This window comes from Bacillus sp. J33 (genome assembly GCF_000518885.1).
GTDB lineage: Bacteria > Bacillota > Bacilli > Bacillales > Cytobacillaceae > Cytobacillus.
In genome coordinates this window covers 74,608-90,185 of record NZ_JAEL01000005.1, presented here as the reverse complement: position 1 = coordinate 90,185, position 15,578 = coordinate 74,608, and the positions used below count along the sequence as shown (strand labels likewise).

At 36.9% G+C, this 15,578-nt stretch carries 20 protein-coding genes; 19 read left to right on the top strand and 1 reads right to left on the bottom strand.

Going from position 1 to position 15,578, the window contains the following annotated elements; translation table 11 throughout:
* Positions 1-62 precede the first annotated feature (62 nt).
* Positions 63-1,748, top strand: a complete 1,686-nt coding sequence (locus L634_RS0102200) for a DNA polymerase (protein WP_026581034.1) — start codon at positions 63-65, stop codon at positions 1,746-1,748.
* Between the two features lie 27 nt (positions 1,749-1,775).
* On the opposite strand, the gene L634_RS32160 is transcribed toward L634_RS0102200, so the two are convergent.
* Positions 1,776-2,606: a hypothetical protein gene (locus tag L634_RS32160; protein WP_051428170.1), complete on the bottom strand. Its 831-nt coding sequence runs from the start codon at positions 2,604-2,606 to the stop codon at positions 1,776-1,778.
* A gap of 98 nt (positions 2,607-2,704) precedes the next feature.
* Here L634_RS32160 and L634_RS0102190 point away from each other — a divergent pair, with 98 nt between their 5' ends.
* The 18 genes from L634_RS0102190 to gpGT all read left to right on the top strand — a co-directional run bounded on the left by L634_RS0102190 (position 2,705) and on the right by gpGT (position 15,567).
* Positions 2,705-4,570, top strand: a complete 1,866-nt coding sequence (locus tag L634_RS0102190) for a DNA primase family protein (protein ID WP_026581033.1) — start codon at positions 2,705-2,707, stop codon at positions 4,568-4,570.
* A 472-nt stretch (positions 4,571-5,042) separates the two neighbouring features.
* Complete coding sequence (locus L634_RS0102185) at positions 5,043-5,441, top strand: hypothetical protein (protein WP_026581032.1); 399 nt, start codon at positions 5,043-5,045, stop codon at positions 5,439-5,441.
* 140 nt (positions 5,442-5,581) lie between these two features.
* Positions 5,582-5,776: a hypothetical protein gene (locus tag L634_RS30450; RefSeq protein ID WP_034261772.1), complete on the top strand. Its 195-nt coding sequence runs from the start codon at positions 5,582-5,584 to the stop codon at positions 5,774-5,776.
* 211 nt (positions 5,777-5,987) lie between these two features.
* Positions 5,988-6,326 carry an HNH endonuclease gene (locus L634_RS0102170; protein ID WP_026581031.1) on the top strand — a complete coding sequence of 113 codons (339 nt, stop codon included), beginning with the start codon at positions 5,988-5,990 and terminating at the stop codon, positions 6,324-6,326.
* 5 nt (positions 6,327-6,331) lie between these two features.
* Positions 6,332-6,559, top strand: coding sequence for a hypothetical protein (locus tag L634_RS0102165; RefSeq protein WP_026581030.1), 228 nt, complete (start codon positions 6,332-6,334; stop codon positions 6,557-6,559).
* Positions 6,560-6,690: 131 nt separating this feature from the next.
* Positions 6,691-7,011 (top strand): hypothetical protein, encoded by a 321-nt coding sequence (locus tag L634_RS0102160; RefSeq protein ID WP_026581029.1) that lies wholly within the window; start codon positions 6,691-6,693, stop codon positions 7,009-7,011.
* The gene (locus tag L634_RS0102155; RefSeq protein WP_034261766.1) at positions 7,008-8,693 is read left to right on the top strand and encodes a terminase TerL endonuclease subunit; all 1,686 of its coding nucleotides are present in this window, start codon (positions 7,008-7,010) and stop codon (positions 8,691-8,693) included. The genes L634_RS0102160 and L634_RS0102155 overlap by 4 nt, the downstream gene beginning before the upstream one ends.
* Before the next feature lie 18 nt (positions 8,694-8,711).
* A complete protein-coding gene (locus L634_RS0102150; protein WP_026581027.1) occupies positions 8,712-9,851 on the top strand; it encodes a phage portal protein in 1,140 nt (379 codons plus the stop codon).
* Complete coding sequence (locus L634_RS32155) at positions 9,848-10,555, top strand: head maturation protease, ClpP-related (protein WP_051428168.1); 708 nt, start codon at positions 9,848-9,850, stop codon at positions 10,553-10,555. The genes L634_RS0102150 and L634_RS32155 overlap by 4 nt, the downstream gene beginning before the upstream one ends.
* 26 nt (positions 10,556-10,581) lie before the next feature.
* Entirely contained in the window at positions 10,582-11,748 is a 1,167-nt protein-coding gene (locus tag L634_RS0102140) for a phage major capsid protein (protein ID WP_026581026.1), read from the top strand.
* Positions 11,749-11,763: 15 nt separating this feature from the next.
* On the top strand, positions 11,764-12,099 hold the full coding sequence (locus L634_RS30435; protein WP_051428166.1) for a hypothetical protein: 336 nt from the start codon (positions 11,764-11,766) through the stop codon (positions 12,097-12,099).
* 15 nt (positions 12,100-12,114) lie between these two features.
* Entirely contained in the window at positions 12,115-12,483 is a 369-nt protein-coding gene (locus L634_RS0102130; RefSeq protein WP_026581025.1) for a hypothetical protein, read from the top strand.
* Positions 12,480-12,872 (top strand): HK97-gp10 family putative phage morphogenesis protein, encoded by a 393-nt coding sequence (locus tag L634_RS0102125; protein WP_026581024.1) that lies wholly within the window; start codon positions 12,480-12,482, stop codon positions 12,870-12,872. The genes L634_RS0102130 and L634_RS0102125 overlap by 4 nt, the downstream gene beginning before the upstream one ends.
* On the top strand, positions 12,869-13,246 hold the full coding sequence (locus L634_RS0102120) for a DUF3168 domain-containing protein (protein ID WP_026581023.1): 378 nt from the start codon (positions 12,869-12,871) through the stop codon (positions 13,244-13,246). The genes L634_RS0102125 and L634_RS0102120 overlap by 4 nt, the downstream gene beginning before the upstream one ends.
* A gap of 16 nt (positions 13,247-13,262) precedes the next feature.
* Positions 13,263-13,886 carry a major tail protein gene (locus L634_RS0102115; RefSeq protein ID WP_034261763.1) on the top strand — a complete coding sequence of 208 codons (624 nt, stop codon included), beginning with the start codon at positions 13,263-13,265 and terminating at the stop codon, positions 13,884-13,886.
* Between the two features lie 6 nt (positions 13,887-13,892).
* On the top strand, positions 13,893-14,975 hold the full coding sequence (locus L634_RS0102110; RefSeq protein ID WP_026581021.1) for a hypothetical protein: 1,083 nt from the start codon (positions 13,893-13,895) through the stop codon (positions 14,973-14,975).
* Positions 14,976-15,031: 56 nt separating this feature from the next.
* The gene (gene gpG, locus L634_RS0102105; protein WP_026581020.1) at positions 15,032-15,382 is read left to right on the top strand and encodes a phage tail assembly chaperone G; all 351 of its coding nucleotides are present in this window, start codon (positions 15,032-15,034) and stop codon (positions 15,380-15,382) included.
* Positions 15,379-15,567 carry a phage tail assembly chaperone GT gene (gene gpGT, locus L634_RS30430; RefSeq protein WP_034261760.1) on the top strand — a complete coding sequence of 63 codons (189 nt, stop codon included), beginning with the start codon at positions 15,379-15,381 and terminating at the stop codon, positions 15,565-15,567. Before gpG ends, gpGT begins: the two co-directional genes overlap by 4 nt.
* The last annotated feature ends 11 nt before the right edge of the window (positions 15,568-15,578 follow it).

Here is a 15,578-nt window from a genome sequence, read left to right as displayed (position 1 = left end):
TGGCTGCTCATGTGGTTGTCAATTCGTTTTAGACATTAGCTTTGTAAGTAAGGTGTGAAGACATGCTCTTTTATGACTTTGAGGTATTTAAATATGATTGGCTGGTTGTTGTTACAGATACAGATACAAAATCAGAAAAGGTCTTTGTAAATAATGCTAAAGCTTTAATCGAGTTTTACAACCAACAAAAGAAAAATATTTGGATTGGTTACAATAGCCGGCATTACGATCAGTACATTTTAAAGGCTATAATTTGCGGGTTCTCTCCTCAGGAGATTAATGAATGGATCATCGTTAAAAAAGAGCCTGGCTGGAAGTTTTATAAAGACTTCTGGAAAATACAGCTATTCAATTTCGATGTTATGACCAATAAGCTCAGGTCCTTAAAGCAGCTCGAGGGTTTCCAGGGACATGACATTCGTGAATCTTCTGTAAACTTCACCATTGATCGTCAGTTAACTGAAGAAGAAATTGATGAGGTCATTAAGTATTGCCGCCACGATGTTCATGAAACGATGCACATTTTCATGGAGAACATAACCGAATTTGAGTCTCAAATGGAACTCTTAAAGATGTTCAATCTGCCTATGAGAAATGTCTCGAAAACCAAAGCGCAGCTTGCAGCTGTAATTTTGGAAGCAAGGCAGCCGACGGTACCAAGAAATGATGAGTTTGACTTTTCGTTTCCAAACACTTTGCAAATTGATAAATATAAGGAAGTTCTTAACTTCTATATGGAAAACAAAGATTATAGCAAGGTCTTCGAAATTGACGTTGCAGGCGTTCCCCATTTATTTGCATGGGGAGGCCTGCACGGTGCAAGGAGTAATTATTATGGAACAGGTCATTTCTTGAACATCGATGTGGCCAGTTATTATCCGGCACTCATGATCGAATACGGATATCTAAGCCGTAACGTCAAAAACCCAGAAAAGTTCCGGGAGATACGTGATACCAGGTTGAAATATAAAGCTGCTAAAGATAAGCGCCAGGCACCATTGAAAATTGTCATCAACGGTACATACGGTGCTATGAAAGATAAATACAATGGCCTCTACGATCCTCTGATGGCTAATAATGTTTGCATCGGTGGCATGACATTGCTTCTTGATCTAATCGAAAAGCTTGAACCATACTGCGATATCATCCAGTCCAATACGGATGGTGTCCTGGTCAAATTAAGACATTATGATGATTATGATTTAATCGATGACATTTGTTATGAGTGGGAGCAAAGGACAAAAATGGAGCTTGAATTTGAAGAGTTTACTAAGGTTATTCAGAAGGATGTTAATAATTATATCTTGGTAGATTCAGAGGGGAAATACAAATCAAAAGGCTCATATGTGAAGAAATTAAATAACCTGGATAATGACCTTCCCATTGTAAATGAAGCGATAGTAAATTTTTTTGTTAAAGGCATCGACCCAGAAGAAACTATTTTCGGATGTAAACAGCTAATTAAATTTCAAAGGATCGTCAAAATCAGCAATAAATACGATTATGCCAGATATGGCACCAGGAGGATGCATGAAAAAGTTTTCCGCATATTTGCCAGCATAGATAAAAACGATAAAGAATTAACGAAAGTAAAGAATGGATCATCAGAGAAGATATCGTATGTTCCGGAATGCTGCTTTATTGTCAATGATGATATCACAGGTGCAAAGGTTCCGGGGAAACTTGATTATTGGTGGTACTTGGATTTAGCCATAGATCGGATAAATGCGTTTTTAGGGAAGGAATAGAAAAAAACTGGCGTTTGCCAGTTTTCCTTACTTATTTTGTAATTCCATATGTTTTTCCTGAACAAACTTTTTTATTTCAGAAACCTTTTTTTCTTTTTCTAATTCATAAAGTTTTTCATCAAGAATTAATTCTATTGCTAACTTAATATGAGGAAACATGTCTAAACATTCCTGTTCTTCGAGTTCATGGATCCCTTTGCTAATAATCCCGTATAGTTGTTTCGATTGTACTAGGATCGCTGGTAAATAATCCTTAAGCAGATTGATCTTTTCATTCATTCTGGCTTGAGAATAAAGTTCTTCGTTCCAAAATGAATTATTTTTTGCAATTAGATGAGCTTCTTCAATTAGATTTTCGAATATGCGTCTTAAATAAACAAAAGATCCAATGCCAACTCCATGAGATGCTAGACCAATTCCTTTTGAGAAATCTTTATAGTCTCGTTCAAGGACTTTTTGGTACTTTTTAATGTCGTGTTGTTCAATGGAAGCCAGTGAGGGATACTGACCTGATTTGGTTATTTTGTTCTTATGTAAAGTAAAGGCTATGGAGTAATTATGAGCCTTATTTCTTTGACAATCAAAGGTAATTTGAATAGGAGCTTTAAGTTTATTCCAGTACCTTTCAACATTATTACTTACAACAGCTGCCTGATAAGTTTGATACGCATTGTTAATATACTTATTGCTAAATTTGAATGTAGATTCTTTTTGGCAATGAATACAAAACGCATCAAACTGAAGATGTTCGTTATCAATAAAGATAGTGCGAAAAAGATGTTGGTAATTTGAAGGAAAATCAAATTCACTATAAAGGCTTGTTTTTAAGAATAGATTGCCAATTTCAAGGTTTGTCATATTTTGTATCTCCTTAGCTATTTTAGGAAAATTATACAGTTGGCCCAGGATATTTACAATTTGTTTTTTGTGAGGGGAAAGAGAGTAGGTGAGTAATTTTGTATAAAGGATATCTAAAGGGGAATGGGAAGCATGCTGCTACATCATTTAAAGATGGTGGTAAATTGCTTTCATATAATACAGCAAGAAAAGAAGATTCCTTTGTTGGTATTTTGGAAGATGATTTCATCATGGTGGATGTTGATGATATCGATGATGCGGAAACACTTCTGGATATTGTGGAGGATAAGAATATTCAATGTTCAGTCCTGGAGACAACCGGAGGTATGCACTTTTATTTTAAGGGATATGATATCACAGCAAATAAAATAAAGTGTTATTCCAATATTGGCATTCTCTGTGATTACAAGCTTGGAATCAAAAATACAGCAGATCCATTAAAAATAAATGGCCAAACAAGAAAATGGATCCGGAAGGTAAAAGATCATGCTCCTCTGCCAGCCTGGTTATATCCTTACCATAAGAAAAATCCAAACCTGACCAAGCTTTCAGCTGGAGATGGGCGAAATGATAAATTGTTTACTTATATCTTAAAAATGCAGTCGCAAGGATTGGCTAAGAAAGATATTAAAGAAACGATTTCAATCATTAATACCTATATCTTAGAGGATCCAGTTGGTAAAGATGAGTTAAACATAATATTACGTGATGACGCCTTTATGAAAGAGTCCTTTTTTGTAAAAAACTCTTTTCAACATGAAAAATTCGGTGATTTTTTGATAAATGAACATCATATTTGCAAGATTGCTAACTTGCTTCACATTTATAAAGATGGTGTTTACTCAGACAACCAGGCTGACATTGAAGAGGCCATGATCAAACATATTCCATCACTAAAACGCATGCAGCGTCAAGAAACTTTGGCATATCTACAGCTGAAGGCAAAGGACAAGCACTTTGCATCCACAAAATATGTTCCTGTGAAAAACGGAGTATTTAATTTAGAAACATGGCAGCTGATGGACTTTTCACCTGAGATTATTACAAGAAATAAGATTCCTGTGGCTTATATAAAGGACGCTTATTATGAAGTGACAGATAAAACGTTCAGCAAGTTGGCAGTAAATGATAAAAAAGTACGTGCCATCTTAGAAGAAATATTGGGTTACATTCTCTTCAGAAGAAACGAATTTGCAGCAACATTTATTCTTACTGGAGACGGATCCAACGGAAAATCATCTTATCTGAAAATTATCCGGAGGTTGGCCGGCACAGAAAACGTATCTTCATTGGACCTGAGAGAGCTTGATCAGCGATTTAAAACGGCAGAATTATTTGGGAAGCTTGTTAACATTGGTGATGATATTTCAAAGGGGTACATCAAGGAATCCTCGGTATTTAAGAAATTATCAACTGGAGAAACCTTGAATGTGGAGCGAAAAGGAAAAGATCCGTTTGATTTCACTAACTATGCAAAATTAATTTTCTCTGCCAATGAAATGCCAAGAATTAATGATTATTCGGATGGTTTAGGAAGACGCCTGCAGATTGTACCATTTAAAGCTAAATTCAGTGTTCATGATGAAGACTATGATCCTTTCATTACCGATAAGCTGTTATCTGAAGAATCATTGCATTATGTTTTGAACTTAGCATTAAAAGCGCTCAAACGACTCCTTGAAAACAAACAATTTACGAAATCCAAAGCTGTTGAGGACGAGCTATCGAAGTACCAAGAAGAAAACAATCCGATTATCAGCTTTGTACAGAATGAAGATGTGCAGCTGGAGCGTGGAGTGGTTAAAGATGTGTATGACCAATATCGTTTGTATTGCTCAGATAATGGTTTCCAGCCGGTTAGCAATATCAGCTTCAGTAAACAAATAAAACAATTATTTGGTTACACTTCCACACAACAAAAAGTTGATGGTAAAAACAAACGCATTTTCATTAAAAGTGAGTAATTTTTTTCGCGCTCACCCAAAATCACCCTGAAAAAGGGGAAATGGTCAAAGGTTCGTGACCATTTTTGGTCAAAATTATTTTCTCCATCCTTATGTATCAAGGGTTTTAAAATCTATTGTGGCAAAAAACGGTCACGAAAATGGGTAAAAACGTGACCATTTTAGACGATTTTCAATAAAAAACAGGCGTTATCTGTTACCTGTTACCTTATCTGTTACCTCGAAAAAGTCAATCATATCAATGGTTTGAGGGGTGTCGGTAACAGGTAACAGAAGATTTACTTTCTTTATTAATATTAAATAAAAAAAAGAAGTAATTCTATATAAGAAAATAAGGGGGTTTATCTGTTACCTTTTGACCCTAAAGTGAATGAAAACCCAGTAGTACCAAGGGTCTAAGGAGGTAACAGATGAATTTGTTATCTGTTACCTTCTGTTACCGCATTTTCATCAAAAAGGCAGGTGAAGCATGTTGTATGAATGGCTGCGCGATTATCAAAAGCTTGAAGAGGAAATCACCTACTTAGAATTTAACCTTGAACAAACAGAACGTGAGTTGAAACGCTGGATGATAGGTGGAGACTTATCCGGTATTCAATTACAACCAGATTCAAAGGGAGCAAAGGTTGAAGAGATTATTGAGAAGATTAAAGTTGATCTCCAATTCAAACGAGAGCAAATGAAAAAGCTGTTGTGTCTTGTTGATAAATTTAAAGGATTAGATCATAAAATACTTAAAATGAAATACGTAGATGGCATGACACTGGAGACCATAGCAGAGGATCTAAATTACAGTGCCAGTTATATTTATAAAAAGCATGCTGAAATAATAAGAATGATTAAGTTTGCTGAATCTCTTTCACTTCAATAACTTGCATAAAACTTACACCCAAGTGAAAATATGTAATCTATTGAAAAAGCAAGATATCATAAGAACATAGAAAACTGACAAAAAACGGGCGATTTCTTAATGATTTTGCTCGTTTTTTTATGTTCTTTTGAGGTGAGCCTATGAAGTTTGCTGATCATTTAAATAAGGAAACCATTCAGCATTTTAATCAGCTCAGACGATCCAGCAGAAATAAAAAGGAAAAGGCAAAGCCGAAGAAGCAGCAAGAACATCTTTCCAGAAGAGATATAGAAGATCTGATGGGTAAGCATAGGGATACTTATAAAAGAGTGAATGGAGCTGTGAGAAGAAGATGAACAAACCTTCTTTTACAAATAAGCCAGAAAGACCTGTTGCGCCAAAGTCTATGCCGAAAGTATGTGAGCACAAATACCAAGTGTTAGATAAACAAATAACAAATGTATACGCAGATAGTAAACCAGCAATAAGAAATATCTCTGCTACATTTTACTGTGAGAAATGTTTAGCTATTACACACAAGTCACTCGGTGGGTAGGATCCAGGAATATGACTGAATATAAAACACAGGAACAAAAGAGTAAGTTTTATAACAGTGGTGAATGGAAGAAGCTGCGGGCAGAGATCAAGAAGCGTGACAACTATGAATGCCAGGAATGCAAACGGCAAGGACGACTGAGCATTGATACAAATGAATACAGTGAGAGCGCAGGACGTAAGAAGATCCAGTTGGTTGTTCACCATATCAAGGAGCTCGAGCATCATCCAGACCTGGCTCTCGATGAAGATAACCTGGAGACTGTTTGTGTTGATTGTCATAACAAAGAACATGGTCGAGACTTCAGGAATAAGAAGCCAAACAAATGGCAGCATGATGAAAGGTGGTAAGAGTATTGGAGAATGAACAAAGCAAACCATTCTTGAGTATTGAGATTGATCAAGCAATTAACGCTCCAGTAGTAATTGTTAATGGACAAAGGATTGAGAAGATTGTTCATCTTGGTGTAGATTGGTCAACTAATCATAAACACCAGACTCTAAAGAATGTAACGATTTCTTATTATGAGAGTGTTGGAATTTTAAAAACTGTGACTTATGAAAATGAAATAATAATTTCATAAAAAAAATTAAAAAATTTTTTCAGAATACCCCCCGGTCAAAAAGTTTTGGCTTTTTTTCCATATGGAACACCGGGGCAAAGGCTGTTCCGTCGAGATTTTCAGAGAAAAACTTCACGTAAGGGGGGGATGGGATGCCGGTAAGTATTTCAAAGTTACAGCAGCAGCTGATGAGCAAGATAGATATTGATGACCTGGTTGAAGTTGAAAAGGTTGAGCGATATATTAGCCTGGTCAAATTAAATAAGAAGCTGGATAAAGATATCAAGCGCGACGGTGCCACGGTTATAACTGAAAATGGACCACAGCGTTTTGTCAAAAGTCACCCAGCTGTAAATGACAAAATAAAAGTTAGTGCCCAGCTGTTGGCCATTGAAAAAACGTTTAATTTTGTCAATGAAGGGACCCATTCCCCTTCAGATGAAGATGAATATTCGGATGATGATCTAATTTGAAAATCAACAAGTACGTTCAGGAATATATTAATCTCTGGAAATCTGGAAGGATTAAGTTTAATAAAGAGCGCAGCATGCTTATTGAATATTTAGAGGAGCATGTGCTAAGTCGCGACGATCTATATTTTGATGACGAAATGATTGAGAAGTGTATTCGGTTTGGTGAGAAGTGGTATTTCCCACTTTCGGCATTCCAGAAGTTCTTAATTGCTTTCGTTTTTTTGTTTTATAAAAAGAATGATCGTGTTTTTTACCGTAAACATCTTTGGATGTTAGGTCGTGGTGGTGGAAAGAACGGATTAATTTCTGTTATTACCCATTTCTTAACCACTCCACTTCATGGAATAAAAGAATACAACGTTTCTATTGTTGCTAACTCTGAAGAGCAGGCAAAGACATCTTTTGATGAGACGTACAATGTTATTGGCAGAAGCGGCACCTTAAAGAATATGTTTTCCAGGACAAAAGAAAAAATCACATCAAAAAAGACCGGATCCATTTTAAAGTTCCGTACCAGCAATGGTGAAACAAAAGACGGTTTGCGTGATGGTGCTGTTGTATTTGATGAAATCCATCAGTTTGAAAGTAATAAAGATGTTCGTGTCCATATTTCAGGTCTAGGTAAAAAACCGAATCCCCGAGAGTTTTATATCGGGACAGATGGTTATGTCCGTGATGGCTTCCTGGACAATATGAAGGCCCTGGCTTCTAAAGTATTGAAAGGAGAAGCTCGGCCAAATGCTATCTTCCCTTTTATCTGCAAGCTCAATAATGAGGAAGAAGTTAATGAGCCAGACAATTGGGAACTTGCCAATCCAATGCTCTCTCATCCAAGAAGCAGCTATGCTCAAAGTTTGTTTGATACCATCATGGAAGAATTTGAAGCCTTGGAAGATGATCCAAGCAACCGTGAGGAGTTCATGACCAAACGTATGAATTTGCCGGTTACAGACCTTGAGCGCTCCGTTGCTAAATGGGAAGAAATTGAAGCAACCAACCAGGAGATGCCGGATCTATTAGGCAGAGAGTGTATTGGCTGTTTGGACTTTGCCAGCATTCGAGACTTCGCTGCATGTGGGCTTATATTCAAACATGAAGGAAAATATCCATTTCTCACTCATTCTTTTGTCAGAAAAGAATTTGTTGATAAATTCTACAGTTATTCTAAAAAGCATGATTCGGAAATGGCGGGTAAACGCAAATTTGCCCCTATTCGAGATTGGGAAAGAGATAGACTTCTTACTGTACTGGATGAAGCCACAATTAATCCAAAACATGTTGTTGAGTGGTTTGTTGAGAAGAGCAAGTATTACATCATAAAAAAAATAATTGCCGATAACTTCAGAATGGAAATTTTGAGGGCTCCCCTTGAGGAAGCGGGATTTGAAGTAGAAGTTATAAGGAATCCAAAAGCTATCCATAGTTTATTAGCACCACGCGTAGAAACCGGATTTGCCAACCAACAATTTATTTTTGGGGACAACCCTTTGATGCGCTGGTACACCAATAATGTTTTGGTTGTAATCAAGAAGGACGGAAATAAAGAGTATCAAAAAAAGGAACCTATCCGTCGCAAAACAGACGGCTTCCAGGCATTTGTTTGTGGACTATATCGCATAGACGAAATAAGCGAATTTAATTTTGAAGATTCATTTGATGTACTAGATGCCCTGAATTTTTAAAGGAGGTGAGGATAAAAAGTGGGGTGGTTAAGTGACGTATTAAAACGCAATAGTGAGCTGGAATGGATGTTTGATTTAGATTTAATAGACGAAACAACAGAACGAGCCTATTTAAAGAAAATGGCGCTGGAAACGTGTATTAATTTTATCAGTCGAACAATAAGCCAGTCGGATTTTAGAATTATGATTAAGAAAAACCGTCAATTTGATGATTGGCATTACCTCCTTAATGTAAGGCCTAATACCGATCAAAGTGCTGCAGATTTCTGGCAGGATTTCACTTACAAGTTGATTTATGAGAATGAAGTGTTAGTTATCTTAACTGATACTAATGATTTATTAATTGCTGATGATTTTACTAGAGACGAGCTTGCAGTATATCCGGATGTTTTCCGAGACGTAACGGTAAAGGATTATACTTTCCAACGAACATTCCGAATGGATGAAGTTCTTCACATCACCTACAATAACGAAAAACTAACTAAGTTTATGAATGGAATGTTTGATGATTATGCTAACCTATTCAGCAGAATGATCGAGGTAAGTTTAAGGAAAAATCAGATTCGGGGTACGGTTGGTTTAGATTCTACTCAACAACTTACAGAGGAAAATCAAACCAAACTGCAAAAATTCATTGATAAGCTATTTACTTCTTTTAGGAAAAACTCTGTGGCTCTTGTTCCGAAGCTTAAAGGCTTTGAATATGACGAAGTTTCCAGTGGGGATAATAACGGGCAATCAATCGATGAACTAACTAAGCTGAAAAGATCGTTAATTGATGATGTTGCTAACATTTTAGGCATACCCAATGCTCTTATACACGGGGATCTATCAGATTATGAAACAAGTATTAAAGCATATGTTAAGTTTTGTAATGGGCCTATTGTTAAGAAGATACAAAATGAATTAAATGCAAAACTGATCACGAAACAACAATACTTAAATGGTTATAGGATTGATGTCTTTGGTTTAACAGAAAAAGATTTAATTGAACATGCTGAAGCGGTAGACAAGCTTGTTGCCTCTGGTGCATTCACAAGGAACGAGGTGAGGGAATTGTTTGGGTCAGAACGTTCAGACGATCCAGAGCTAGACAAATTCGTATTAACTAAAAACTATCAATCTGCCAATGCAGTTGAAGGAGGTGAGAATCAGTGAAGCATAAAATTAAAGGTGATATTACAAGTTGGAACTCAAGTATTTGGGATTTTAACTACAAAATGAGAAGTGTTAAAGAAGATGAAGATATTGAGTTGGAAATCAATTCGTATGGCGGTGATGTATTTGCTGGAATTGATATCATGAATACATTACGAGGCCACAAAGGAAATGTTACAGCTACTATAACTGGTATTGCTGCAAGTGCGGCATCAGTTATTTGTATGGGCGCTGACAAAATCAGAATGTATTCAAATACTCAATTAATGGTTCATAATGCTTGGACAATTGTAGCTGGAAATGCAAAAAAATTACGAAAAGCGGCAGACGATTTAGATAGTATTGGAGAATCTGTCTTAGCTTCATATACGCATCGAATTGATGCAGACACAGCTAAGAAATTACTCGATGAAGAAACGTATCTTTCAGCAACAAAAGCTGTAGAGTTAGGTTTAGCCGATGAAATTGTGGATGCTGATCCAGAAACAGTAGAATCAGAAGTATTTAAAGACGAAGCAGATAAGTTCAACAATAAAATTGTTGCATTTAAACAGAAAACATCAACCACTGTTGACGAAGAAGCATTCAATCAAATGAAGAAACAATTTGATGAAATGAAAAACGAATTAGAACAATTAAAGAAAAATCAAAATGATGAACCGAAACCTACACCAGCTGTAGCGAAATCGCGGTTCATTTTTTAATTATAAAAATTGGAGGGAAACAAATAATGGTTATGAAATTAAACAATCACACTGAGTCTTATGAAAATGCGAAAAAAAATTATGCTGCAGTAGTTAAAAACGAAAGTTCTACACCAGAACAAATTGAAACAGCTTGGAGCGAAATGCAGGATGCTCTGGTAAATTCTTTATCTACTCAAATAAAGGAACAGGTAACGAACGACAACTTAGATAATATGGTTTTAACTTCTCGTGGAACGAACGTGTTAACAACAGAAGAGAGAACATTTTTCAATGCGGTTGTTCAATCAGATGGATTCACAAGTAATGTAATCTTACCAGAAACAGTTGTTGAGCGTATCTATGAAGAATTAACGGCGGATCATCCGTTATTATCAGTGATCAACTTCCGAAACCTTGGAACTATTACGCTTACAGCAATCACTTCTGAATATGAAGGTGCAGCTGTATGGGGTCCAATTTTTGGAGATATTAAAGGACAATTAGATGCAGCATTTAAACAAGAGAATATCGCTCAATCTAAATTAACAGCATTCGTTGTATTACCAAAAGATTTGAAAAAATTTGGTCCAACATGGGTTGAAGCATACGTGCGTGCTCAAATCACAGAAACGTACGCGGTAGCTTTAGAGAATGCAATTATTAATGGTGCCGGTCCGACTAAACATGAGCCAATCGGTTTAATTCGTGATTTAGCAGCGGCAGTAGATCCAACGAACGGTCACGCTAAAAAAGCGGCTCAAAGCACACTCACTTTAGCAGACTCACAAACAACCATTAAAGAGTTTGCGGCAATCGGTAAATTATTGTCCAAAAAAGAAAACGGTAAACCGTTAAATGTTAGTGGAAAAGTAGTTTTAATTATTAACCCAGAAGATGCTTGGGACTTAAAAGCAAAATTTACTACTCAAAACTCTTTAGGTGTCTATATCACTGCTTTACCATTCAATTTCACACTTGTTGAATCTGTGTTTGCAACATCTGGTGAAGTAATCGCTTTTGTTAAAGATCGTTACGATGCATACCGTGGTGGTGGTGTTGAGGTAAAAGAGTATGAGCAAACATTAGCGATTGAAGATTGCAACTTACACGTTGCAAAGACTTTCGCATTCGGTAAGCCACGTGACAACAAAGTAGCAGCCATTTACACATTATCTATAACAACCACTACAACAACTACCGCAGCAGTTTAATGGGAAGTGATGTAAATGACCATCACGGATGAAATATTAACAGAATTTAAAGAAAGGATGCACTTAGGTAATCATGAAGATTCTAACCTAAGACGCATCCTTTCTGCGTCTGTTAAGGCTTTGAGGAGGTCGTGCGGTGATTATGATCTAGTCATAGATGAAGAGTTTAAGGAGCTTGTTTTCGAGCGTTCACGCTATGTATATAACGATGCTCTAGAATACTTTGAAACTAATTTTTTAAGCCAGATTAATGGTTTAGCGATAGATAAGGCTCTAGAGGAAATCGTGTTAGAAGATGATACCACCACAACCACTACAAGCACCACAACCACGACAACAACTGTAATTTAAAAAGAGGTGTTAGAGGTGCAGCCATTTAAATACAAACCACCCAGAGTTAATACGGGTGAATTGAGGACGCGTGTCACCTTTTATGAATTTGCACCAAATGATGGTCCACTACCAGGCGAGACACATAAAAATATTTTATATCAGACATGGGCCAAAATTGATGAGGTATGGAGCAAAGATATTGAAATAGCTAAGTCGAATGGAACTTTATCTGACTTGACAATTACAATTCGAGATTCACACGGTGTATTCTTTCCAACAAATAAACACTATGTTCAGGTTCATGCCCCTGAATATGAGCATTTGCGGTACAACGTAAAACACGCTCAGCCTGATTTGCAAAATCGGGACTTTATTAAAGTTATTTCGGGTGTAACATCATGAGCGCAAGGGTTAGTGGTCTTAATAGATTGCTGAACGATTTGGAAAGGCGCCTGGGCAGAGAAAGAATGCAAGCCGTTAGCGATGAAGCACTCAAAGCTGGAGCAGAGGCATTTGTGAGGGAACTTAAATCACAGTTTGAAAGTTTTAAAGATACCGGAGCGTCCATTGATGAAATAACAGTATCTGAGCCAATGAGCGTGGCTGGTGTTCGGTCTATTAAGGTGCATTGGCGAGGTCCAAAGGATCGTTACCGAATTATCCATTTAAATGAGTGGGGAACGGTCAAGAATCCTAATCCTAAGGGAAAAGGGGCTATTGCCCGTGCCTTAAGAAATTCTGAAAACGCCTATAAAAGAGCAGTTGAAGAAGCAGTCAGGAGGGGGATATGATGATTAATAAAATTTATGAATCCTTCCTGGCTGATTCACTTATTCAAGAGAAAGTCGGCAGTCGAATTAAGTTCTATGAGTACCCATCCACAACGGATTTAGTAAAAGGTCCGTATATTGTGATTGACCCATTAGATACTCCCACTCCAAAAGATTATGCTGATAACAAATGGCTTACTGAAGATCATCTGTTTCAAATAGAAGTTTGGTCAAAAAGTTTAGCTGATAGGGACGCTGTAGCGAAACAAATTCGCAAAGTTATGTGGGACAAGGTGGGTTTCGCTCAAACCGGTGGCGGTGTAGACGAATGGGACAAAGACTTAAACATTTATCGTGATGCCAGGAGGTATCGTGGAAAAAGTTATGTAATTTAATTTTAGGAGGATGAACATGGAAAAAAATTATCGTGCATCAACTGGAGTAGATGAATTTTATTATGGAGTCCTAGATCCGACAGGCACAGCGATTATTTCAGGTTCTATAGAAAGAATCGAATTTGCCCAAACAATTACAGTTGAAATGCCTCAAGAAGCTGTCCGGGCATACGGTGATAACAGAACGGCTGAAATCGCTGTATCAGCTGGTAATATCAGTGTTACTGGAGCCTTCCACAAGTTGCCGATTGAGGACCGAAAAATCTTACTTGGTCTCGAGGCGACAGCTGCTGGTTTACATTCATATGGGAGCGAAGATACACCTCCATATGTGGCATGTGTATTTGCTAAAACATATGAAGATGGCAGCAGGGAATGGGTTGGCTTAACGAAAGGTATTTTTATGCGTCCAAATATTAATGCTCAAACAAAGCAGGAAAATACTGAATTCCAGAATGATGAAATTTCTGCAGAGTTCATGGATCGTGAAGTTGCAGGCTTCACTAAAGAAAAATCCGTTGTATTTGCGTACGATGAAGTCAATACGACTACAAAACGTGATGCATTATTCCAGGCTGTTTTTGGTGTGCCATATCCAAGCACTTCCACAACAACCACAACTACAACTGCAGCAGTTTAATAGCATATGAAATTCATATTATGCCAGCCAGCTATCAAGCGGTTTGAATGGGAACTGGAAGTATGTATTACACGGCTAAAGAAATTAGGTATTCAAGACATTGTCCTGCTGTTTGCGCAGTGGGACGATGGAATACCTATATATCTTCAAAAAAAATACCAGGTTGATGTCCATGTTTATGACGATACACCTAGAGATAAAAGTTATATTCCATCTGTAAAGCCTTATTTGTGGATGAATTACTTAGAGGAGGACCGTTCAAGAGAAAACGGTTCTTATTTTTATTTGGATAGTGATGTTTTATTAAGAGAAATTCCAAATGTAATCCCAACAGAGAATGTGTGGTTTGCCTCAGATTGTACAGGTTATATTGACGTCGAATATATCGATAGTAAAGGCTCAGATTTATTGGATCGCATGTGTGATGTAATCGGGATTGATGCATCAATTATTAGAAAAAATAACCCTGCTGGTGGTGCACAATGGGTTATAAAGAATCCGACCTATGAATACTGGAGAAAAGTCTATGAAGATTCAGTAAGACTATATAGATTTTTATCAGCAGTAGAGAATGAGTATGTTCGTAAGAATGGTTCAGGATATGTTCCTATTCAAAAATGGACAGCGGAAATGTGGGCTCAGTTATGGAATGTATATCATTTTGGAAAAACAGTGAAATGTGACCGTGAGTTGGATTTTTGCTGGCCGACAAATGATTTAAATAGATATTATGAAACAAAGATTTTCCACAATGCTGGTGTGATAGACGATCATCAGAGCTTGTTTTTTAAAGGTAAATACGTAAATAGAACACCATTTAAAGATGACTTTAACGGAATTGACAGCAGCAAAGCATCGATTGAATATGTAAAAGCCATAAAGGATGTTATTAATGCTGAAAAGAGGAGTGATGATATGAGGTATGAAGTAATTTATCCTTTTATTGATTTGCAGGATGACAACAAGTTTTATGAAAAGGGAGAGGCTTTTCCAAAGCCAGTAGATAAAAAAGTTTCTAAGAAGCGCCTAAAAGAGCTGCTTTCAAATAATAACAAATTCGGTGCTCCAGTGATTAAAGAAGTTGAGTAGGCTATTGCCTGCTCTTTTTTGTTGTTTATAAAACTTTAGAAAATGAGGGATGAAAAATGGCAAATTTAAAACGAAATATGATTGAACTGGTTAAGGAAGTAAAAGAAGGCGAAATCGTTACTCAAAAATATCTGACACCTGTATTTATTCCTCTTTCAGTGGTTTATCAAGCGATTGACTTATCTGCAGATATGGAAAAGATCTCAAGAACTAACGAAAAAGAAATGATTGATAAGCTCCTTGATTTCGTGGCTAACGATGTATACAAGGGTCAATTTACCAAGGATGAGTTGATGAATGGCCTGCATGCTCCTGATGCGATTGATGTCCTCCAGCAACAAATTCTATTTATATCTAGGGGTCAACAGTCAGATGAAACAAAAAAGTATTTGGCGAAGAAGAATTGAGTGATGCCGATTTCACTATAGAAAAGCAAAAAGAATACCTGGACAAACTAATCTTGTCATTTGTGGAAAAAGGCAAGGATATCAATGAGGTTTTAGCTATGCCTTATCATTTTGTTATCGAAATTTTAAGCGAACGCAACAAACCAAAGAAAGAGAAATCTCTCATCGCTGCATTTGGTGGTTAAGAAGGGAGGGT

Coding starts and splice junctions, on each gene's coding strand:
- L634_RS0102115 (WP_034261763.1), top strand. CDS start 13,263: ATGGAAAAAAATTATCGTGCATCAACTGGAGTAGATGAATTTTATTAT.
- L634_RS0102170 (WP_026581031.1), top strand. CDS start 5,988: ATGACTGAATATAAAACACAGGAACAAAAGAGTAAGTTTTATAACAGT.
- L634_RS0102160 (WP_026581029.1), top strand. CDS start 6,691: ATGCCGGTAAGTATTTCAAAGTTACAGCAGCAGCTGATGAGCAAGATA.
- L634_RS30435 (WP_051428166.1), top strand. CDS start 11,764: ATGACCATCACGGATGAAATATTAACAGAATTTAAAGAAAGGATGCAC.
- L634_RS0102140 (WP_026581026.1), top strand. CDS start 10,582: ATGGTTATGAAATTAAACAATCACACTGAGTCTTATGAAAATGCGAAA.
- L634_RS0102125 (WP_026581024.1), top strand. CDS start 12,480: ATGAGCGCAAGGGTTAGTGGTCTTAATAGATTGCTGAACGATTTGGAA.
- L634_RS0102120 (WP_026581023.1), top strand. CDS start 12,869: ATGATGATTAATAAAATTTATGAATCCTTCCTGGCTGATTCACTTATT.
- L634_RS0102200 (WP_026581034.1), top strand. CDS start 63: ATGCTCTTTTATGACTTTGAGGTATTTAAATATGATTGGCTGGTTGTT.
- gpG (WP_026581020.1), top strand. CDS start 15,032: ATGGCAAATTTAAAACGAAATATGATTGAACTGGTTAAGGAAGTAAAA.
- L634_RS30450 (WP_034261772.1), top strand. CDS start 5,582: ATGAAGTTTGCTGATCATTTAAATAAGGAAACCATTCAGCATTTTAAT.
- L634_RS0102110 (WP_026581021.1), top strand. CDS start 13,893: ATGAAATTCATATTATGCCAGCCAGCTATCAAGCGGTTTGAATGGGAA.
- L634_RS32160 (WP_051428170.1), bottom strand. CDS start 2,606: ATGACAAACCTTGAAATTGGCAATCTATTCTTAAAAACAAGCCTTTAT.